Source organism: Brevibacillus gelatini, from assembly GCF_003710935.1.
GTDB lineage: Bacteria > Bacillota > Bacilli > Brevibacillales > Brevibacillaceae > Brevibacillus > Brevibacillus gelatini.
Genome location: NZ_RHHS01000040.1, coordinates 40,213 through 61,681, shown reverse-complemented (window position 1 = coordinate 61,681; position 21,469 = coordinate 40,213). Strand labels below are relative to the sequence as shown.

The 21,469-nt window shown below is 53.6% G+C and carries 18 protein-coding genes and 1 other annotated feature; all 18 genes read right to left on the bottom strand.

Going from position 1 to position 21,469, the window contains the following annotated elements:
* Positions 1-33: 33 nt before the first annotated feature.
* A complete protein-coding gene (gene rodA, locus EDM57_RS17170) occupies positions 34-1,164 on the bottom strand; it encodes a rod shape-determining protein RodA (RefSeq protein ID WP_122905915.1) in 1,131 nt (376 codons plus the stop codon).
* Between the two features lie 58 nt (positions 1,165-1,222).
* Entirely contained in the window at positions 1,223-2,017 is a 795-nt protein-coding gene (gene minD / locus EDM57_RS17165; RefSeq protein ID WP_122905914.1) for a septum site-determining protein MinD, read from the bottom strand.
* 20 nt (positions 2,018-2,037) lie between these two features.
* Entirely contained in the window at positions 2,038-2,715 is a 678-nt protein-coding gene (gene minC, locus EDM57_RS17160) for a septum site-determining protein MinC (RefSeq protein WP_122905913.1), read from the bottom strand.
* A gap of 109 nt (positions 2,716-2,824) precedes the next feature.
* Positions 2,825-5,269 (bottom strand): peptidoglycan D,D-transpeptidase FtsI family protein, encoded by a 2,445-nt coding sequence (locus tag EDM57_RS17155; protein ID WP_122905912.1) that lies wholly within the window; start codon positions 5,267-5,269, stop codon positions 2,825-2,827.
* A gap of 40 nt (positions 5,270-5,309) precedes the next feature.
* Entirely contained in the window at positions 5,310-5,834 is a 525-nt protein-coding gene (gene mreD, locus EDM57_RS17150) for a rod shape-determining protein MreD (protein ID WP_122905911.1), read from the bottom strand.
* Positions 5,835-6,827: a rod shape-determining protein MreC gene (gene mreC / locus EDM57_RS17145; RefSeq protein ID WP_122905910.1), complete on the bottom strand. Its 993-nt coding sequence runs from the start codon at positions 6,825-6,827 to the stop codon at positions 5,835-5,837.
* Positions 6,828-6,841: 14 nt separating this feature from the next.
* Positions 6,842-7,885, bottom strand: coding sequence for a rod shape-determining protein (locus tag EDM57_RS17140; RefSeq protein ID WP_122905909.1), 1,044 nt, complete (start codon positions 7,883-7,885; stop codon positions 6,842-6,844).
* Between the two features lie 48 nt (positions 7,886-7,933).
* A complete protein-coding gene (radC, locus tag EDM57_RS17135) occupies positions 7,934-8,632 on the bottom strand; it encodes a RadC family protein (RefSeq protein ID WP_122905908.1) in 699 nt (232 codons plus the stop codon).
* Between the two features lie 100 nt (positions 8,633-8,732).
* Entirely contained in the window at positions 8,733-9,323 is a 591-nt protein-coding gene (locus EDM57_RS17130; RefSeq protein WP_122905907.1) for a Maf family protein, read from the bottom strand.
* 8 nt (positions 9,324-9,331) lie between these two features.
* A complete protein-coding gene (locus EDM57_RS17125) occupies positions 9,332-9,571 on the bottom strand; it encodes a DUF4321 domain-containing protein (RefSeq protein ID WP_122905906.1) in 240 nt (79 codons plus the stop codon).
* A 173-nt stretch (positions 9,572-9,744) separates the two neighbouring features.
* The gene (locus tag EDM57_RS17120; RefSeq protein WP_246005834.1) at positions 9,745-11,043 is read right to left on the bottom strand and encodes a hypothetical protein; all 1,299 of its coding nucleotides are present in this window, start codon (positions 11,041-11,043) and stop codon (positions 9,745-9,747) included.
* Positions 11,044-11,167: 124 nt separating this feature from the next.
* Complete coding sequence (locus EDM57_RS17115) at positions 11,168-12,160, bottom strand: ketoacyl-ACP synthase III (protein ID WP_122905904.1); 993 nt, start codon at positions 12,158-12,160, stop codon at positions 11,168-11,170.
* 146 nt (positions 12,161-12,306) lie between these two features.
* Positions 12,307-13,689 carry a UDP-N-acetylmuramate--L-alanine ligase gene (gene murC, locus EDM57_RS17110; protein ID WP_122905903.1) on the bottom strand — a complete coding sequence of 461 codons (1,383 nt, stop codon included), beginning with the start codon at positions 13,687-13,689 and terminating at the stop codon, positions 12,307-12,309.
* Between the two features lies 1 nt (position 13,690).
* The gene (locus EDM57_RS17105; RefSeq protein WP_122905902.1) at positions 13,691-15,064 is read right to left on the bottom strand and encodes a bifunctional folylpolyglutamate synthase/dihydrofolate synthase; all 1,374 of its coding nucleotides are present in this window, start codon (positions 15,062-15,064) and stop codon (positions 13,691-13,693) included.
* A 43-nt stretch (positions 15,065-15,107) separates the two neighbouring features.
* The gene (locus tag EDM57_RS17100) at positions 15,108-17,780 is read right to left on the bottom strand and encodes a valine--tRNA ligase (RefSeq protein ID WP_122905901.1); all 2,673 of its coding nucleotides are present in this window, start codon (positions 17,778-17,780) and stop codon (positions 15,108-15,110) included.
* Between the two features lie 41 nt (positions 17,781-17,821).
* Positions 17,822-18,061, bottom strand: a binding site (T-box leader).
* A gap of 32 nt (positions 18,062-18,093) precedes the next feature.
* The gene (locus EDM57_RS17095) at positions 18,094-18,444 is read right to left on the bottom strand and encodes an STAS domain-containing protein (RefSeq protein WP_122905900.1); all 351 of its coding nucleotides are present in this window, start codon (positions 18,442-18,444) and stop codon (positions 18,094-18,096) included.
* Between the two features lie 109 nt (positions 18,445-18,553).
* Entirely contained in the window at positions 18,554-19,708 is a 1,155-nt protein-coding gene (locus tag EDM57_RS17090; RefSeq protein WP_246005833.1) for an ATP-binding protein, read from the bottom strand.
* 99 nt (positions 19,709-19,807) lie between these two features.
* Entirely contained in the window at positions 19,808-21,160 is a 1,353-nt protein-coding gene (locus tag EDM57_RS17085; RefSeq protein WP_246005832.1) for a PP2C family protein-serine/threonine phosphatase, read from the bottom strand.
* Positions 21,161-21,469 lie beyond the last annotated feature (309 nt).

Here is a 21,469-nt window from a genome sequence, read left to right as displayed (position 1 = left end):
ATTTTATCACATAATTTCCGATTTGTCACGCATTTAATCAAACCTCAGTTTGTCTTTGCGCATGCCGATATTGAGGACGACGCCGATAATTAAAAAGTTGGTAATCAGCGAGCTGCCCCCATAGCTGATAAACGGCAACGGAATCCCGGTGATCGGCATCAGTTGAATCGTCATGCCAATGTTTTCAAATATCTGGAAGGTGAGCATCCCGACCACACCCGCAACCACGTACGAGCCGAACGGGTCTTTCGCTTCCATCGCGATGCGGATCATGCGGTAGATCATGGTGAAGAACAGAATCATCAGCACGCCGGCTCCAACGAAGCCGAGCCTTTCCGCGATCACCGTGAAAATGAAGTCACTCTCCCCGACAGGCACCCAGCCAAAGCTCGCCTGCGTCGGAGTGTTGATGCCCTTGCCGAACAATTGCCCCGAGCCGATGGAGATCAATGCCTGCTTCAACTGGAAGCCGCGTCCCATCGGCTCCAGATCCGGGTCCATCCAGAAGACGATGCGGTCCCACTGGTACGGCTTGATGATCTTGAAAAAAATGTCTTGCTTGTATTCGTACAACAGCGTCATCCCGGCAAAAAAGCTGCCGATAATCCCGCCCAGGTACAATACGTGCTTCATGCGGATACCGCCGACGATCAGCATCGTGGCGAGCATTCCCGTATAAACCATCGCTGTTCCCAGGTCAGGCTGAAGCAAAATGAGCAGCAAAGGCACGCCCACGAGTGCCGCTACCGGAATCAGCTGATAAAAATAGTAGAAGCGATCCTGGTCTTCCGCTTTTTTCGCCATGAAGCGGGCGACAGCCAGTATCGTAAACAGCTTCATCGGTTCGGATGGCTGAAACAAAATCGGCCCCAGATTATACCAGCTGGTAGCGTTGTTCCTAGCCTCTGTCTGAAAGACCCCGATCAGCAAAATCAGCCCAAACACGTACAGGACGTAGGATAGGTTGTAAAAAAGTCGATAGTCAAACAGCAAGATTCCGATGAGGATGATAAACCCGAAGACATACCATATCACCTGCCGCTGCGCCATTTCCAGTCCAGAGGCCGATCCCGAAATACCCAGATAGCTGAAAGCGCACAGTCCAATCAGGATCAGGATGATGGTCCAGTCAATCGATTTTACGTGCCGTTTTTCCAGGTCCATGTTTTTCCTCCTAGAAAACGTGACTCCCCTCTTTACCAGAAGGGGAGCCATGTATAGCCTATTTTAGCCCAAAAAATTTACGCATTTTGTGAAGCACGCCTCCCTTTTGCTCAAGCGGCTGCAGAGGAACCGCTTCTCCGAGCAGACGGCGCGCGACATTGCGATAGGCAATCGATGCCCGCGATTCATGATTCATGACCGCAGGCTCGCCTTGATTGGCGGACTTGATCACATAATCATCATCAGGTACGACACCGATCAAGTCAATGGCAAGCAAATCCAAAATGTCTTCCACATCGAGCATGTCGCCATTTTTCATCATATGGGAGCGCACGCGGTTGATAACGAGCTTGGGCATCCCGACTCTTTCCCGCTCCAAAAGACCGATGATGCGATCGGCATCGCGCACGGCCGCTTTTTCGGGAGTCGTGACGACGATAGCCTGATCGGCGCCTGCTACGGCATTGCGGAACCCTTGCTCGATCCCGGCCGGGCAGTCGATGATGACGTAATCAAACTCGCGCTTCAACTGCGTGACGATTTCTTCCATCTGTTCGGGAGAGACTGCCGATTTGTCTTTTGTTTGCGCCGCTGGCAAAAGCGACAGATTTTCAAACCGCTTGTCCTTAATCAGCGCTTGCGGCAGGCGGCAGGCCCCTTCCGCCACGTCCACCAGATCGTAAATGATCCGGTTCTCAAGTCCCATCACGACATCGAGATTGCGCAAGCCAATATCAGTATCTACCATGCACACCTTTTGGCCCAGCAATGCAAGCGCAGTTCCCAAATTCGCGGATGTGGTCGTCTTGCCCACGCCGCCCTTTCCTGAAGTGATGACTATTCCAATACCCACGTCCGTTCCTCCTCTTCCCTTCAACCCTCACGCTTTTTCGAGCCAAGATCCGGGCGTATTCGCGACAGGTAGTTCATTTTTGCCACGAGCATGGTCTCATTTTCCAGATAGGCAAACTCGGTTCCTCCGGACTGATTCGTCCATTCCTCCCCAGGCTTGCTGATGACATCGGCAATCCGAAGCTGGGTCGGGCTCATTACCGCAGCAGCAATGATGACTTGTGTATCGCCGGAAATACCTGCATGGGCGTATCCGCGCAGATTTCCCAGCACGTATATGCTGCCTGTACTGCGAACAGTTCCCCCTGGATTGACATCCCCCAACAAGAGCAAATCGCCGTCAAACTCCAGCACTTGACCGGAGCGCACGGTGTTTACCTGTATGGAAAACTGGCTTTTCAAGCGTTCAGCAAAAGCTTCCTCCCGTGTGATTACATCCGCTTCAATCGTATGAATCACGAGGTTTCCCTTTTGCCGGATAATTTGTGTCAACTGCTCCTGCTGTTCAGGCGAGCAGTAGCGTTTTCCCAATTTGATGGATACCCGTATGAGTGGCCCCGACAATATTTGCTGATGACTGTGCTCTATTTTTTCACGCACATCTTCCAGCAGCTCGTCGAAGGAACAGGCATCATCCATAAAGAAGACGAGACCGTCTTTAGTCCCTTTGATTGTGACCTTGCTTTTCACAGTTGTCACCCGGTTTCACCTCGACCGTTACCATTCGCCATACAGAAAGATTTCTCCTGCTCTGCATGAAAAAATTGCCGAATCAGGTCAAATGCTGCCGTCAAAGGGGCTGGCCCGGTCATTTCTTGGAAGAAGGCGGATTTGGTATCGGAACGCCGTTTGTAAGCACTCCCGGATTCAATTCGTTGTAAGCTTCCAGCAGGCGACGCGCAATCGGGCCCGTCGCATCGGAACTGGAGGTTCCGTCCCGCAAGCTGTTTGGCGCGATCACGACGAACACTACTTGCGGATTTTCATAGGGGGCAAAACCTACAACCAGGGCGTTTTCTGCACTTCTGCCTGTCTGCGCTGTACCGGATTTTGCGGCAACCGTAAACGGCAAGCCGTTGAAACGCTGCACCGTACCGCCCGGCTGCGTAACCATGCGCATCCCTTCCTTGACGACCTGGATGTACTTCGGATCGATGTTGACCCGGTTCAACACTTGCGGCTCGATTTGCGCAAGCGTCTGGCCCTTCTGCTTCGGATCGGTAGTGCCTTTGCGTATTTCCTTGACGAGATGCGGGCGAACCCGGTATCCGCCATTGGCAATCGCCGAGACGTACTGGCCGATCTGCATCGGGGTAAACAGGTCGTACTGACCGATCAGCGCGTCAGCCAGGTTCCCGTAGTACAAGTTCGTGTTTTCCCATCCGGTCTTTTCGCCCGGCAGGTCCACCCCTGTTTTGACGCCAAGTCCGAACTGGGCATTGTAGTAATCAAGCACGGAAAATTGTTTTTCCCAGCCTTCCTTGCCTTTTCTCGCCAAGCGGATCGCCATTTCGTACATATACGTGTTGTTCGAAACCTGCAATGCACGGCGGGCGTTGACAATCCCGTGACCGCCAGCCTTCCAGTTGCGCTTGAAGGTGTTACCGACATTCAAACCGCCGCGGTCGTTAATCGTTTCGTTTGGCGTTGTCAGCCCTTCCTGCAGGGCAATCATGACCGACAGCGGCTTATAGGTGGAAGCAGGCGGGTACGGCGTATAGATGAACCGGTTGGACTCGTTTGGCAAAATGAGTGAGGTGTAATTTTCGTTGAACGCCTTGCGATCGTAGTACAGATTCAGATCGTAATCCGGGTAGCTGGCCATCGCCAAAATTTCGCCCGTATTCGGATTCATCACCAAAACGTGCGCATCCTTGAACTCTTTTGGCGTCGTAGGCCGTTTTTTAAACGCTTCTACCTCTTCCTTCAAAATCGCTTCCACTTTGCTCTGATAGCGCCAGTCCATTGCCAGCACGAGGTCGTTGCCTGGCTCCGGTTCCATTCCCGGCCGCATTTCTTTTTTGATCGTCTCCGATTTTTTGTTGACATAGACATCCATGATACCGTCTTTGCCGCGCAAATATCTCTCATAGTAGCTTTCCAGACCCGTCACACCGACGCGGTCAATCGCGTTGTAGCCTTGTGCCTGATACTCTTTCAGACTTTCCGGGCGAATCGCGTTGATGTATCCGAGAAAATGAGTCCCAAACGCAGAGCCGTCAGGGTCCTGGAAAATTTGCCGGACAGGCTCCAGCACGACGCTAATCCCTGGCAGCTCTGTACGGCGCTCTTCGATTTGAAACATTTCCTCCTCGCTGATGTTCACCTTCACCCGGCGAGGGATATAGCTCGGCATCTGCGGTGAGCGCATTTCCTGCAAAAGCGAGAGCTTGTGCCATTGGAACTTGCGTTGCTCCTCTGTTAGCGGCAGTTTTACATCCAGTTCAAACAAAGAGGCGTAACGCAACAAATCCATGTCCGATTTGCCCGACAGCTCGTTTGGAGCCGGAAGCTTGCGAATTTGTGCCTTCACTTCTTTTATCAGGGCGACACGGTCTTCCTTGTCGAGTGTGAGCACAAGGTTCATGTTTGCGCTGATTGCCATTTTGAGCAGTTCCAGATCGGAGGTGTTGTCTTCTGTCAGGAGTTTCCCTTTTCCTTTTGCGTTGGCATTGAGCTTTTTGATGACATCATTGCGCTGTTTGTCGTCAAAAGGCGAGCGGACACGCAAGCCGACATACAACGCCGTTTTGACCAGCTCGAAGTCAGACATGCTGTCGACGGCTTCCTGCCTGGGAACAGCTTGCAGCTTGGCCGCTACCCGGCTTTTCAACGCATTCGTTTCCTCGGTGTTAAAAGCGACCGGCAACGTGGAGCTCAGCTCAATCGTCTTTTTGAGCAGTTCATTGTCCGTGCCGATTTTTTCCCCGTCAGGCAGCAAAATTTTCGCCAGACGATCCGCCACTTTTTCCTCGTCGATGTCCTGTCCTTGCTCTTCTACATATTGCACCGTGTAAACGGGTTTGTTGGAGACGAGCACTTCGCCGTTTTTGTCCAAAATCCGGCCGCGTGGCGCAGGGATCGGCAACTCGCGGATACTGAACTTTTCCAGCTCGTGCTGATACTGCTCCCCTTGCACCAATTGGACAAAGGCGAGCCGTAAAATGATGGCGGCAAAGAACAGAAAGACGATCAGAAACAATATGTTAAGCCGCACGGGTATGTGCGATTGGGGTTCTTTGGTCTCTTCCACGCGTGATCCTCTCCTTTCCGGGTCATCCCTTATCCCCTTTTTACTCCACGTGCATTTCTTTTTTCGCGAGCAACTTGTTGCAGCCTTTTTTGATCGGAATGTACACAATCAGGCCGAAGACGAGGTTCATCAATACCGTGGGCAAAATTTGATGGGTGAGAATCCATTGCACATCATAGGGAGCGACCGAGAACAGACGGTACACGGAATACAAGAGCCACTCGTGACCGAACAGAATCAAAAAGCTCGTCACAAATACCATGCCAATCCCGCGCTGAAACAACAGAACGATCAGTCCGGCAAAATAGCTGGCTACCATCATGGACATCGTGTAAATCCCGATCACTTGCCCGAACAGGACATCCTGCAAAAAGCCGAATGCAAAACCGTAGTACAGCCCCTCCCGTCTCCCGAGATACATGGAAATGAGGATACAGCATACGAGTGCGAAGCGAGGGACTGTCATCCATGACAGTCCCCATAAATCAGGTGACAGGACCTGCATGACTGTCCCTTCCAGAACAAACAAGACCACGACACCAAGCGTCAATAAAAAACGCGCCATCTATTGACCACCTCCGCCGTTAGCTGCGGAGGAAGTCCCCGTCGAATGGGGAGTTGCCGCCTTGCCGCCCGTCACAGGTTGCTGTCCCTGACCAGCCGACTGATTGGGGATCAGTTCACCGTTTGGCGTAATCGTAAAGTCGCGCTCTACCACCATCACTTCGCTCAATTGCGAAAAGTCAGCACTCGGCTGTATGTAAGCCGTTTGCGTCAACCCGTAGTCGTCCGGCACGACCCGGACAATGTAGCCGATTGGCAGATTTCGCGGAACTACTCCGCCCCGGCCGGAGGTAATGACCTGTTGCTTCGGTTCAATTTTTTTGCCCCACGGAATTTTGCGCATGACGAGCAACCGCTCCTGCGGGTCGTATTCCTCGATGACACCGCTGATTGGCTCATAGACCGTCTTGCCGTCAACGATCTGCGAAGCCTGTATATCGGCGGAAATGTGGTTGCGTCGTTCGTAACTGGTCAACAATTCAACAGTAGCTGAAAAGTTGGCAACACTCTGTACACGTCCGATCATCCCTTTTGACGTAATGACTGCCATATCTTTTTTAATGCCGCTCTTCAGCCCCAGGTCAATCGTAATGACGTTGTTCCACGTATCGGGATTGCGCGCCACGACTTCTGCAAAGCGGAGATTGTACGACGACTTGAGTTTGTTTTTTGCATCCAGCTCTTTTCTCAGTCGTTCGTTCTCCGCCTTGAGGTCGTGAAGCTCTGCTGTCAGCCGGGCATACTGATCCAGCCCTGCCTTGAGAGCCTTGTTTTCTTCGTAGACGCTGTACGCGTCTTCTATTTCCTGAAAAAAGCCAGAAACAGCTTGGGCAGGGCGATAAAACAAGCCCTGCACCACGCTGAACGTATCTTTGAAAAACATTTCTGGCCAGGTCAGGTTAACCCGTTCACGGGAAGTGAAGCCCACGACGGAGATTAGCAGGACCAAGCCTACAAGTACGATAATAAGCCGCTTATTCCCGAAAAACGACATGCCCTACCCTCCGTTTATTTACCCCGTTTTTGTCGGGAAGAGGTGATGCCTTGTTTCGATTTGAACAGGTGGATATTCTCCAAAGCGCGGCCTGTCCCGATCGCTACGCAATCCAGCGCATTTTCCGCAACATGCACGGGCATACCTGTTTCCTTGCTGAGCAGGCGGTCAAGATTGCGCAGCAGCGCTCCCCCGCCAGTCAGTACAATCCCGCGGTCCATAATGTCTGCCGCAAGCTCCGGCGGACTCTTCTCCAAGGTCACTTTCACAGCTTCAATGATCGCAGCAACGGTTTCAGCCAAAGCTTCTGCGATTTCCGTGCTGCTGACCGAGAGTGTCTTGGGCAGGCCAGTCACGAGGTCGCGGCCGCGAATGTCCACGTTTTCCGGTTCGTCTGGCGCGATGGCAGAACCAATCTCCAGCTTTAATGTTTCTGCTGTGCGTTCCCCGATCATCAGATTGTAGCGGCGCTTGATGTACTGGATAATCGCCTGATCCATCTCATCACCGGCCACACGAATGGAACGGGAGGTAACGATCCCGCCCAGGGAAATGATCGCGACTTCTGTCGTACCGCCGCCGATGTCGACCACCATGCTTCCGGTTGGCTCCCACACAGGCAAGTCTGCTCCGATCGCTGCCGCAAACGGCTCCTCAATCGTGTAAGCCTCGCGTGCGCCAGCCTGCTTTGTCGCGTCTTCAACGGCGCGCTTTTCTACAGCGGTAATTCCCGATGGCACACAAACCATCACGTTTGGGCGACGGCTGAACAGCCCCTGGTTTTTCTGGGCCTGATTGATGAAATAGCGCATCATGGTTGCCGTTGTGTCAAAATCCGCGATAACCCCGTCCTTCATCGGACGTACGGCTACGATGTTGCCAGGTGTGCGGCCGATCATGCTTTTTGCCGCATTCCCCACGGCTTCAATGGAATTGTTGTTGGTACGAATCGCCACTACAGAAGGTTCGCGCACGACAATTCCTTTTCCTTTTACAAAAACAAGTGTATTGGCAGTGCCGAGGTCAATCCCCAAGTCACGTGTAAATCCACCAAACATAAAAAAAACTCCTTCCAATAATATACAAATGACAAGCGATTTTACGTCCTACAAGTACCCTTGCTCTTTCAAGCTCACGTACCTGCCATCTCCGATAATCACATGATCCAACAGTGAAATCCCTACCAGTTCTCCCGCCTCACGCAGCGTATGCGTGATCGCGATGTCTTCCCTGCTAGGTGTCGGATCACCACTTGGATGGTTATGTAGGCAAATTACCGATGCGCTGCTACGACGGATCGCTTCTTTGAAGACTTCTCTAGGGTGCACGATGGAAGCGTCCAGACTGCCTACAAAAATAGTCTGCTTGCCAATCACGTGGTTCTTGGTATTCAGAAAGAGGCAGACGAAATGCTCCTGTGTCAGATGAGCAAGCTCAGGGGCCATCAGGTCAGCCACATCGCGGGGCAGTCGGATGGAAGCGCGTTTTTTCCGCGGGATGCCAACCATTCTGCGCCCGAGTTCAAAGGCAGCGTGCAGTTCCACTGCTTTTGCCGGGCCGATCCCTTTCAGTTCCGTCAGCTCAGCATGAGAGGCTTGGGCCAATCCACGCAGGTCGCCAAATCTGGCTAACAAGCGCTGAGCCAACTGATAGACTGACTCCTGCTCACTGCCTGTCCTCAGTAAAATGGCAAGAAGCTCTGTATCAGACAGATGGACCGCTCCTTCGCGAAGCAGTCGTTCACGTGGACGGTCATAGTAAGGGACGTTTTTGCCGTCTGTTTTGTTACAGGTATTTACTGCCATTTTTCGCCGCCTCCCACCTATCTCATTATCGTTAACGGCTGACATGAAGAAGGTCATGAAGCGGTTGGCCGTTGTCACTAGCACACAAACACAGCTTTTCCTACAAAATCGGCATCCCGAAGCGCGCAAGGAGCTTGGAGGTCAAGCACAGCGGAAGCCCGACAACCGTAAAGTAATCCCCGGTGATCCCCTCCACAATCGTCGCTCCAATCCCTTGAATCGCATAAGAGCCCGCTTTGTCCATCGGCTCTTTCGTTGCAATGTAAGACTTGATTTCCGCTTCGCTCAACGGGCGAATTTTCACAGCGGTATGACTGTGTGCCACCTCTGAGCGCCCGGTCGCTGCATCAACCAGGGCCACGCCGCTGTATACAGTATGCTCTCGCCCCTGGAGCATGGACAGCATGCGAAACGCGTCCGCTTCGTCGATCGGCTTGCCCAATATTTGTCCATCGAGCACGACAATCGTATCGGAACCGAGCACGATGCCTTCTGTCAGACGAGCTGCCACTGCCCTTGCCTTGCGCAGGGACAGCTCCTCTACCACTTGCCTGGCAGATAACTCAGGAGCAGTCATCTCGTCCACATCGCTGGTCATGACGGTAAACGGAATGCCCAGCGCCTGCAGCAGTTCTCTCCGGCGAGGCGATGAGGAAGCGAGAATGAGCGTGTCATGTTTTTCTGTCGTCATTTTTCAACCTACTTTATCCGTCGATGTATCCAAAACGCGAGGGCAAGCCCCCCGATACTGGCCAGATTTAGTTTTACCTGAAAGGTAAGGTCGTACTTCAAAATTTCTAAATCCGCCGCAGGTGACCATGTAATGATTTTGCTCTTGGTCAAAAAAGGCACCCAGGGACCGAGAATTTCCCCGACGATGCTTCCGAACAAAAGCCCACTCACCAATAGAAACACGAGTGTAAGCGTTTCTTTCCCCATTACTTGTTCCCAACTCCCTTTTAAGAAGGGATTCTCTTTTTGCCAACCATAAGTTTAGCAAATGGAAGGGGGTGAAACAATCCCTGATTACTCTTGGTAGTTACTGTATAAAAAGAAAAGGCCCTCCTGCAAGAAAACTTGCACAAAGCCTTCTCATTGCCTGCCTATTCGTTTCAGCGCGCCATCTGCACCCAGCTTGCGTAGTTCTCCAAATAGCGAAGAACGCCTGCCTGGACTTGCCACGCGTAAGATTCGGCGCTGTCCCCTTTTTTGCCCGCGCTCGCTTCCGCCATTTTATCGCGGGCTGCCATCGCCTGATTGATCCCGTTGACCATTCCTTCAAACAGCGGCTTCCATGCTTCCTGCACCTGTATCAGTCGGCTTTCCTCCAGCAATTGGCGATGCCATTCCTTCAAATCGGCCGTCTCCTGCATAGAAGACGAAAGCTGTCCCGATGTAATAATCAGTCCGGATTGGGCAGAGAGCGCCCGAGCCAGCTTCACGCCATTGTCAAAAAACTCCTGCACGTTCGGGCCCTCTGTGGCGGCAGCTGGTTTGCTCACCGGAACCGCTCCCTGGAAGGCCGGGAATGCAAACTCCTTGACGTACACATCCATCCCCTTGTTTTTCAGGCTGGCGGCAAAGCCCAATACGGCGTCTCTCGTAGGAGCTGCGGCTGCGAACATGTACTGCTTGCCGCCATCCTTGTAAAAAAGGTGCGGGATACCGGCTTTTGCAAGCGGCTCCGCGGCCGACTCCGGAGAAGCGTCCGGCTGAAACACGCCTGTCTGGGCGACGAACATGCTGATCTGCGGAACTTGCAGGGACACATTATGCTGCTCGCCAGAAAAAGCGTTTCCGGCTGCTGCCTCTGCGCCAGCTCCTGTCGCGGACGTACCTTTGCCAGCAACCGTTTCCTGCCCGCCTGTCTGCCCGTTTTTGGCCTCTTGTGCCGTCAGCGTCTGCACGGTATCGCTCAAAACGGATCCGTAGGATTGCGAAAATTCTTTCTGCGTGAATACGGACAGCACCAAAAAGCCGAACAACAGCCCGATGGCTACCGCCCCTCCTGTCGTCAGCGCTGTGCGCCAGATGGGAGTTTTCGGCCAGAAAGCGAGGAAGTGCTTTGCTGAACCTTTAGCGGGGGTGCTGTAGCCTCCTAAAAAATCCTCCTGCCGGATCGACTCTTCGTTTTCCGGCACATCACCCGGAAGAAGTCCCGCCTCTCTGCTTGGCTCCGTCCGTGCGGCGTTTCTCAGTTGCATCATCCGTGCCCAGGCGTCATTTTCCTTCGTCGGCGGAAGTGCGCCGTGAAAAGGGGTCGACGGCCCTTGAATATGCACCCGCGGCGCATCGTCTTTCGGGGTTCGTTTCGCACTCGCCTCCTGCCTGACTGTCTCGCGCTTTTCGTCCCAATACCTGCCGTTCATCCTGACTGTTACCTGATTTTTCTTTTCTCCGTTCACGCTCATGCCCTCCCAGCTTGCAGGCTATTTGTACTAGCTTACGTCTTGCCGGGACGGGTTATGACTGCGATCTACAAATCTAGCAAATCGTCTAGCAAAGCAGCATGTCGGGGAACTTTTTCGCAAAAGCTTACGGTTGCCAGGTCAAAAGCAGTCCGGCGTGGACGAGCCCTCCGCCAAAGCCGTACATGAGAATCTTGTCTCCCGCTTTTACCTTTCCTTCGTCGATGCCCATTCCGAGCGCAAGCGGGATGGTAGCCGCCGATGTATTGCCGTAGTAGGCCAGGCTGTACAAGGTCTTTTCCATCGGAAAGCCGCTCCGCTCACAAATCGATTCGATCATGCGCAAATTGGCGCTGTGCGGGATGAACCAGTCGATTTCTTCCAGCGTCATGCCCGCGCGGCTTGCGACCTCCTGCATTCCTTTTGGCACCGTCGTGACTGCCCACTTGTACACTTCCCGGCCATTTTGGACGATGCAGCCGTTACCCGCAAGCTCTCTGCCGTTCATGCTCGTCGACAGCCCGGAGCGATATACATGAATGCCGCCGTCCCCTTTCGAACCCAAATAGGCGGAGTGAAAACAAGGCGCGCCCGGAGCGGCTTCCACCAGTACCGCGCCCGCTCCGTCTCCGAACAGGATGCAAGTCGTCCGGTCGGTGTAGTCGGTCACTTTGGAAAGAGTTTCGGCAGCCACCACCAATACTTTGCGATGCAGCCCGGAGGCGATCATCGCATTCGCTGTGTGCAGTGCGTAAGTAAAGCCGGCGCATGTGGCGGAAAGGTCCATGGCCCCTGCCTGCAAAATCCCAAAATGAGCCTGGATTTGGCTCGCCACACTGGGAAAAGCAAAATCCGGGGTGCTCGTCGCCACAAGAATCAAATCGACGTCTGCCAGCTCTTTCTGATAAGTGTCGGCCATGTTTTTCACAGCTGCAATCGCCAAGTCACTTGTAAACTCATCTTCCGCAGCAATTCGCCGCTCGTGAATACCTGTTCGCTGCAAAATCCATTCGTCTGAAGTCTCCACCATCTTTTCCAGATCGGCATTGCGAAGCACGCGGCTCGGCACGCAAGTACCAATCGCGGTTATGCGGGATGGAAAAGCATTTGCGCTCATCATTGCAATCATCACCTCTGCTTGTTTGTGACTTCATTATAACATCAGATATTAATACCTGGTACTAATTTTTCTGTTTCGACGCACGAAAAAAGACTTGGCTCCGTTCAGAACCAAGTCTCCTTCGCTTGCAACGATATGTGCTGCTTTTATTTTTCCAGATTTTCTGCCAGCCAGTAAGCGGACTTCCAGATGTCTCCCGCGCCCATGGTCAGCACCAGGTCGCCAGCTTTCAATTCCTTGACCAACTGTTCCTGCACTTGCTCCTTGGTCGGAATGTACTTTGCACGCGGGTGGCTGTTGGTGCGGATTTTTTGGACCAGCACCTCGGAGCTTACACCTTCGATTTTCGCTTCCCCAGCCGGAGAGTAAATATCCGTAATGATGACTTCATCCGCCTGCGAAAAAGCGCGGCTGAACTCATCCATCAGGAAATACGTGCGCGTGTAGCGCTGCGGCTGGAAAACGGCGATAACCCGTCGGCCGGACGCCTTGGCTCCGTTCAACGTCGCAATGATCTCTGTCGGGTGGTGTGCGTAATCGTCCACCACGAGAATGTCGCGCGCCTCTCCAATGATCTGGAATCTGCGCTTTGCGCCCCGAAACGAGGTCAGGGCATTGGCAATCTGTTCAAACGAAAGTCCGGCGTTCAGGCAGACGATGATCGCTGCCAGCGCGTTCGCGATATTGTGCTTGCCCGGCACAGTGAGCGAGAGTGTCCCGAGCAGCTTTTCCTGATGATACACCTGGCATGTGCTGCGGCGATCCCCGCACTCGATCGACACCGCGCGAAACTCGGCCTGCGACACAAAATCCGGATCGATCGCATAGGTGACTACCGTGCCGGCGACAGACGGCATCACTTCGCGAACGTGCGGATCATCGATGCACAAGATCGCTTTGCCGCCCGGCTTCAGATGGCTCAAAAACTTGACGTACGCCTGCTTCAAATTGTTGAAGTCGCCATCGAAATGCTCCAGGTGGTCCGGCTCGATGCTGGTAACAATCTCGTACATCGGTCTGTATTCCAAAAAAGAACCATCGCTCTCGTCCGCTTCGGCAATGACAAAATCACTTGTCCCCGCCTTGGCGTTTGTGCCCGCATTCATCAGTTCTCCGCCGATGATGAAGGTCGGGTCAACTCCGCACTCTTCCATTACATGGGAAATCATGGAGGTCGTGGTCGTCTTGCCGTGCGCTCCCGCTACGGCTACACCTGTTCGTTCGTTCAAGATGCGGGCGAGCATTTGGGAGCGGTGCATGACCGGGATGCCCTTCGCTTCCGCTGCGACTACCTCCGGATTGTCCTTGGGGATGCTGGTCGAGTAAACAATGATGTCTGCTCCCTCCACGTGGGCAGCATGATGGCCGATATGAACGACCGCCCCTCTCGCTTCCAGCTTCTTCGCCAATTCGTTCATGGCGACATCGGAGCCAGTTACCTTGTATCCAAGGTCGATCAAGACGCGGGCAATGGCACTCATGCCATATCCGCCGATGCCCACAAAGTGGACGTGCCTAGCCTGATCCACCCTATTCACCTGCCTCTTCTACTGTAGTGGGAAAGAATGCGCGTACTTGGGCGATGAAGTAGAGCGAACCGCAGACGACCAACCAGTCATCCGCTTTCGCCGATTGCTTCTCCCGCATCCAGGAAAGGAGGAACGCCCGCCAGTCCGGGACGGCTTCAAGCTTTTCCTCCGCCCATCCGCCTTGCAAAAACGCATCGCGCAGCGTGCTTGCCGCTGCTGCACGCGGAAAGTCAAATTCCGTCACGTTCAGTGACTTGATTTTCGCCTTCACGGGCGAAAGCGCCTTTGCCATCTCGGAAAGCGGCTTATCAGCCAAGCCGGAGAACAGCAGGTGCAGCCCTGCATCGTTTGGCAAAAGCCGCTCCAGGCTATTGGCGAGTGCTTCCATTCCCTCCTGGTTGTGTGCCCCGTCCAAGATCACAAGCGGTCTTGGCGATACGACTTCCAGACGACCAGGCCAGCGTGTTTGTTGCAAACCACGGGAAATTTCTTCTTCCTCCAGCAAGAAAGAGAAATAGTTGCGCAAGACATCAATGGTCATCAACGCGACCGCTGCATTTGTCGCTTGATGAATGCCGTTCATGGTCAGGCGATAGGCAGCTTCATGGCGCCGATGGATACTGTTGTAGCGAATCCACTGCTGTCCCAGTTCTTCTTCTGCCTGTTCGACAAAGAAGTGCTCCTGCAAGCTGTAGACGGTGCTTTTCGTCTGAAGAGCCCGCTCCTTGAGCACCGCAAGTATTTCCGGCCGGGTCTCGCCCGTGACGACAGGTACGCCCGGCTTGATGATGCCAGCTTTTTCGCGGGCAATCTCCTCCAGGGTATTGCCCAACACCTGCGTATGGTCCATCCCAACATTTGTGATAACGGAGACGAGCGGCAGCACGACATTGGTCGAGTCCAGCCGCCCTCCCAGCCCTGTCTCCCAGACGACGACAGCCGGTCTCTTCACTCTCGAAAAATAGAGAATCGCGATCAGCGTAATGACTTCAAACTCGGTAGGAGAGCCAAATTCCGTCTCGCGCTCGCAGCGCTCGATCAGTACCTTGACTTCATTCACCAGCTGGAGCAGATCGGCTTCCTCGATCATGCTCCCGTTGTAGCGAATGCGCTCGCGAAAATCGACCAGATAAGGCGAGGTGAACGTGCCGACACTGTAGCCGGCCTCCATCAGCATTTGCGTCAGGAACGCGCACGTCGACCCTTTTCCATTGGTGCCTGCCACATGGATGAACGGGATTCTCCGTTCCGGATGGTCCAGTTGCTCAAGTACCCATTGCATTCTCTCAAGCCCGGGCCGCTGACCGAAGCGAAGCAGCCCATGCAGCCAGTCGAGCGCTTCTTTGTATTCAACAAATTGTCCTTCAGCATGCATACCAAAATGCTCCATTCTCAAAATTATGCGTTTGCACGACGGATCATTCACCCTTCAGTTCGGCCAGTCGAGCGATGACCTTATCCCGTTTTTCCATGTAGTCCGCCATTTTCGCTTTTTCTTCTTCCACGACTTTTTCCGGTGCCTTGGCCATAAAGCCTGGGTTGTTCAGCTTTTTCTCGATCCGCTCCACTTCGCTGTGCAAAGTAGCCAGTTCTTTTTCCAGTCGCTTCAGCTCTTGCTCGATGTCGATCAGGCCGGCCAGCGGCAAGAACAGCTCCGCTCCTGTCACCACGGCAGACATCGCTTTTTCCGGGGTAGCCAGCTCCATGCTGATCGCAAGCTTCTCCGGATTGCAGAAACGGGCGATGTACTCTTCGCCGCGCGCCAGACGCTCGGCTGAGGTGGCATCGCTTGGCTTAATCAGCAGCTCGATTTTTTTGGACATCGGCACGTTTACTTCCGCGCGGATGTTGCGCACGCTGCGGATAATGTCCATCAGCATGGTCATCTCGCTCTCTGCCTCGGTGAAAATCCATTGCTCGTTAACCGTTGGCCAAGGGGCTACCGTAATGCTCTCGCCTTGGTGCGGCAGCGCCTGCCAAATTTCCTCGGTGATGAACGGCATGAACGGATGGAGCAGCTTGAGCGTTTGGTCGAGTACAGTCACGAGCACGGATTGCGTCGTCTTTTTCGCTGCTTCGTCACTGCCGTAGAGCGGCAGCTTCGCCATCTCGATGTACCAGTCGCACAGGTCATCCCAGATGAAGTTGTACAGCACGCGGCCCGCTTCGCCAAACTCAAAGGCGTCGGTCAGGCGCGTCACGTCTGCGATCGTCGCTTGCAGACGGGAGAGAATCCACTTGTCTGGCGTCGACAGCTCACCGCTAAGATCAATGTCGTCGTACGTAAATCCGCTCAGGTTCATCAGTGCAAAGCGGGAGGCGTTCCAAATCTTGTTGGCGAAGTTGCGGTTTGCCTCCACCTTTTCCCAGTAAAAACGTTGGTCGTTCCCCGGCGAGTTGCCTGTTGCCAGCGTGAAGCGCAGGGCATCGGCACCGTATTTTTCGATCACTTCCATCGGATCGACACCGTTTCCGAGCGACTTGGACATTTTCCGGCCTTCGGAGTCGCGGATAATACCGTGAATCAGCACGGATTCAAACGGGCTTTTTCCGGTGAACTCAAGACCGGAGAACATCATGCGCGCTACCCAGAAGAAAATGATGTCGTATCCGGTTACAAGTACATTGGTCGGATAGAAATACTTCATGTCCTCGGTTTCTTCCGGCCAGCCGAGCGTGGAAAACGGCCACAGGCCAGAGGAGAACCAGGTATCGAGCACGTCGCTGTCCTGCTCCAGCTTGTGGCTGTGGCAGCTCGGACATTCGGTGACATCTTCGCGCGATACGACCGTCTCGCCGCACTCCTGGCAGTACCAGGCAGGAATGCGATGGCCCCACCAAAGCTGGCGGGAAATGCACCAGTCGCGGATGTTTTCGATCCAGCGCAGGTAGTTGGTTTTGAAACGCTCCGGAACGAATTTGACGCTGTCTTCGCTGTTGGCGTTGGCCAGTGCGAGGTCAGCCAATGGCTGCATTTTCACGAACCACTGGGTGGACAAATACGGCTCGACAACGGCGTCGCTGCGCTCGCTGTGACCTACCTGGTGGATGTGCTCCTCGATCTTGAACATGACGCCTTGTTCGGTCAGGTCTTTGATGATTTGCTTGCGGCAGGCAAAACGGTCCAGCCCTTTGTAGATGCCGGCCTGCTCGTTCATCGTGCCCGTTTCATCCATGACGACGATTTGTGGCAGTTGGTGGCGCAGTCCCAGCTCGAAGTCGTTCGGGTCGTGTGCAGGTGTGATTTTTACCGCGCCGGAGCCAAACTCCGGATCGACGTACGTATCGGCGACAATCGGGATTTCACGGCCGACAATCGGCAAAATGACGGTTTTTCCGATCAGGTGCTTGTAGCGCTCGTCTTCCGGATGGACAGCGACAGCGGTATCGCCCAGCATCGTTTCCGGACGGGTCGTCGCCACTTCGATGTAGCCTGTGCCGTCAGCGAGCGGATAGCGCATATGGTGCAGCGCACCTTTTACTTCCTTGTAAATGACTTCAATATCAGACAGGGCGGTACGGGCAACCGGGTCCCAGTTGATGATGCGATTGCCGCGGTAAATCAAGCCTTTTTCGTACAGACGGACGAACACTTCGCGCACGGCTTTGGACAAGCCCTCATCCATCGTAAAACGCTCGCGGGAGTAGTCCAGCGCAAGACCGAGCTTTTCCCACTGCTCGCGGATGTGCGCAGCGTAAATGTGCTTCCATTCCCATACTTTTTCGATGAACTTCTCACGGCCAAGGTCATGACGGGAGATGCCCTCTTCGCGCAGCGTCGCTTCTACGCGGGCTTGCGTAGCGATCCCGGCGTGGTCCATCCCAGGCAAAAACAGCGTGCTGTAGCCTTGCATCCGCTTTGCGCGGGTGATGATGTCCTGCAGTGTGGTATCGAGCGCGTGGCCGAGGTGCAGCTTGCCTGTCACGTTCGGAGGCGGGATGACGATCGTGAACGGACGCTTCTCCGGGTCGCGTTCCGCCTTGAAAAACTGCTTTTCGATCCAGTACGGATACCATTTGCTCTCGGCTGCCTTCGGATCGTAGTTCTTCGGCAGCAATTGGTCGATGTCGGTTGTTGGCTGAGTTGACATGGATATGCTTCCTCCTCTGGGAAAATAAAAAAACCCTTCATCCAAAGGACGAAAGGATTATTTCGCGGTACCACCTTTGTTAACATACGGCAGGAAAAGTCCGGCGTATGTTCCCTCAAACAAGATAACGGCTGCGAACCGCTTTTGGCTAGACACATCGTGTTCACCAAAAACAACTCCCGGGCGACCTTCAGTCCTGCTCTCCTTAGAGAATCTTCCACCAACTGATTCTCCTCTCTGCAAAGGGCTCCTGACCTACTCTTCCCGATCATCGTTGATCCGATATGTAGTTGTGGTATCGTTGCTTTGCTTATTATATACAATCACGCTGTTTCGCGTCAAACCCGGTTTCGCCCACTTTTCCTACTGTGATCCCCAGCGCCTTGGTAAAACCGAGCACGCTTAAAATATCCAAAATTTCTTCGCGGACATTGACAATCTCGACCTGTTTTCCGGAAGCAAGCAATTCTTTCGTAGTAAAATACAGACTTCCAATACCAGAAGAATCCACAAAGGATACTCCCTGAAAATCGACGGTAACGGATTGATTGCGCCCCCCGTACTGCTGGAGCAATTCACCCACTCGCTCTCCCACCGCCATCTCCAACTCTCCGGCGAAAAACAGCGTAGCCTGTCCGTTCGTCTCGGTTGCTCGGTAGTCCATTCTCAAACTCCTCTCAAAAGGTATCGGTGTAGCTGATTTTGTCCTTTCTCACTCATGTTACCCGTTTCATCCGGATTTCAAACATTTGGAATTTTCTCCGATTGTTTTGTCAGCTTGTCAGCACACATTCCAGGATCAGCTTCGTTCCTGCCGCCGTGCTGCTCAAATAGATTCGGTCACAGTATTGCAGCATGACGTGAAAGCCCGCTCCCAGCGAATTTTGCGTCGAAAATCCTTGCTGCAGTGTCGCTCGCGGCAAATCCTCCAGCAAAATTCCCTGGCCCTGGTCGTGAATGACCGCCCGGCAAAGCTGCTGATCGGGGACAATATACAGCATGATCGTTCCCCCGCTGCCATGTTTGAGCGTGTTCGATGCCGCCTCGTTGACAGCTACCAAAAAGTGCAAAAGACGGGTGGCGGCAAAACCGAGCGGCTCCAGCGTGCTCTTGAACGACCTTCTGAGCAACGCCAGGTCTTCCGGTGCCTGGATGTCCATCGCAAGCGACCTGTGACCTTCCCGCAACAGACAAAACAGTTCCTCGTCACTTAGCAACAACAGCTTGCCCGACGTGACCACGCCAAGAATATCCCGGTAATTTTCCCATTCGCGCCTTTTTCGTTTGCGTTCCTCCGCGATGACAGTCGTCACGTCAATCAGCGCGATCCCACAGGTCTGATCCGGCAAAATGGACGCGTACATATCAAACACTTTTTTCCCGTCCTGACTGACAATCTGCTCGCGCAGCGAACTGCCGTGGATGATCGCTTCGCCAACCAGGCGACGCATTTCTCTCTCGACATCGGGGTCAGCCCGGTTTGAGCCAAGCGGACGCAAATGGCCGGCGTCAAACAGGTAGAGGAAAATCGTCTCGATTTGACGCAGGATAGACAGCTTTTGCAGCTCCTGCTTGATGAGACGTCCCCGCTCGTCATCCCGATCCTTCCAATTATGCAATACGTCAGTAGGGTCCAGCTCGCTACTCATATGCCACGTATGAAATTCTTCCAGAAGCAGCCGTTCCAACACTTCTTCCTTGCGCAAAACTTTCTCGATGTCAACAACATGGTAAGGAACACCGTTGATTCCTTGCAGCCCGCTGCCGATAATGCGAAAATCGAAAGCGAGTTCGACCTCCAGACGACCAAGCAACTGCCTGGTCGAACTTAACAGGCCGATGGCTGTCCGGCTAACCGCTACCAATTGCGCTTGACTTGTCTCCATTGTCGCAAGCTCCGTCACCTTCACCTTGCGTGGCGGCAGCACTTTTTGGGCAGAACCTCCTGAACGGAGCTCAAGAAGACAGTTGCAACAATCGGGATTGTCCGGACACTGTTCACACACAATCACCGTTCATCCTCCTATTCACAGGCGCTTCAGCTCGGGCACTCCCGTCCGTGCAGGAGTTTCACTTCCTCGTTGTCCCGCATGAGAGCCGGTTTGAAACTGCAAAATCAAAACGGAGATGTCATCTGTTTGCGGGCCTTGGCGCGTCATCGCCCACAGGTACGATTCGACGCGCTCCATCATCTCTTCCTTGCCTGGCTCGTCCAGCAGGGCGGCGAGAGCTGCAAGCAGTTGGTGAGAGCTGTGCTGCCCGTCTTTTCTTCCTGTATCCAGCAATCCGTCTGTGTATAGCAACAAGATCCCTTCTTCTGTCAAGGGGACTTCCTCCAGCTCATAGGTGCTGTCAGGCAAAAGCCCGAGCCCTACTCCGCTCCTGCAGTGAAGGATGCTTTTTTGCGTGCTGGACAAATAGATGGGTTGCGGGTGGCCCGCTCTGGCAATCAGCAGTCGGTGGCGCGCTGCGTCATGGACGGCGACCAGCATCGTAATATACGAGCGCGTTTTCACCAAATCGGCATACAGGAGCTGGTTTAGCCGCTGTAAAATTTCATCCGGGGACCAGCTCGTCTGCAAAATGGCGCGAACCGCAATTCGAATCACCGACGCCCAAATGCTCGCCGGCAAACCGTGTCCCGATACGTCCGCCACGACAAAGCAGGTATAGCGCTCATTGATCCGCACGAAATCAATGTAGTCTCCCCCAACGTACGTGACGGGAACGTAGACCGTCCTGGCGCGAAGACCGTTCATCTGCCATTCCTCTTTTGGAATCAGCATGGACTGAATTCTTCGGGCCAGGCCCATCTCCATCTCAAGCTCCTTCAGCTCTGTCGACTGATGTTCATGCAAACACCGCAAAATCAGACCTCTCACATTCACCAGCAAAAGCTGAAAAAAAGATTGCTCCAGCTCTTCTATCTCTCTATCGCTCTGCTCGACAGCAGTTTGCGCCACCAGCCGGACGAAACGCGGCGTTTTGGCCGTATCCCATTGCTCCGAGACGACGATGCGCTCCTCGAAAAACGGCACCGCGCCCTGCTCGTCTCTATTGCCTCGCTCGGCTTGAAAATAGACATCTCCCTGCTCGGATTCCCAGCTGATGCCCAGATAGACGAGCGAATGGATTTTGCCAAACCAGACGTCGACAAGCTCGCTGGTCAATTGATGGATGTTATCATAATGGACGTTGCTCACACAGATTTTGTTGCTGGCAATCAGCAGTCCCTCGTAGCCATGCTTCAACTCTCCGACACGCGACAGTTGATGATTCATCCATTCTGTCTGGGCGAGCTGCTGGATCGGCCTGGATTCGAGTGTACTCACCGCCGACAGCGTCTCCGTCATCCATTCGTCATTGTTCTGATTATTCATGTATGCCCGAATACTTATGCAAGAAATGGTAATTACCAATCCTACTCTAGCATAAAACGGCATCTCGGGCAGCGCAAGCAAGAAAGCGGCTATGACCAGAAGAATGACCTGCACCAACCCTGCATGCTGTCTCGTCATCCTCTGCCGAAGCAAGTCGCAGGAAAAGAGAATCACGCACACTCCTGCACCTATTCCTGACAAATAGAGCGCTATTTTCCAGATCATCTGTTCACCTTTGCAAATTCGTCCTGGTCTTCCTGCCCTATACGTTCCCTTTTCCTCCCATACTCAAACCTGTGGCCGCAAGTC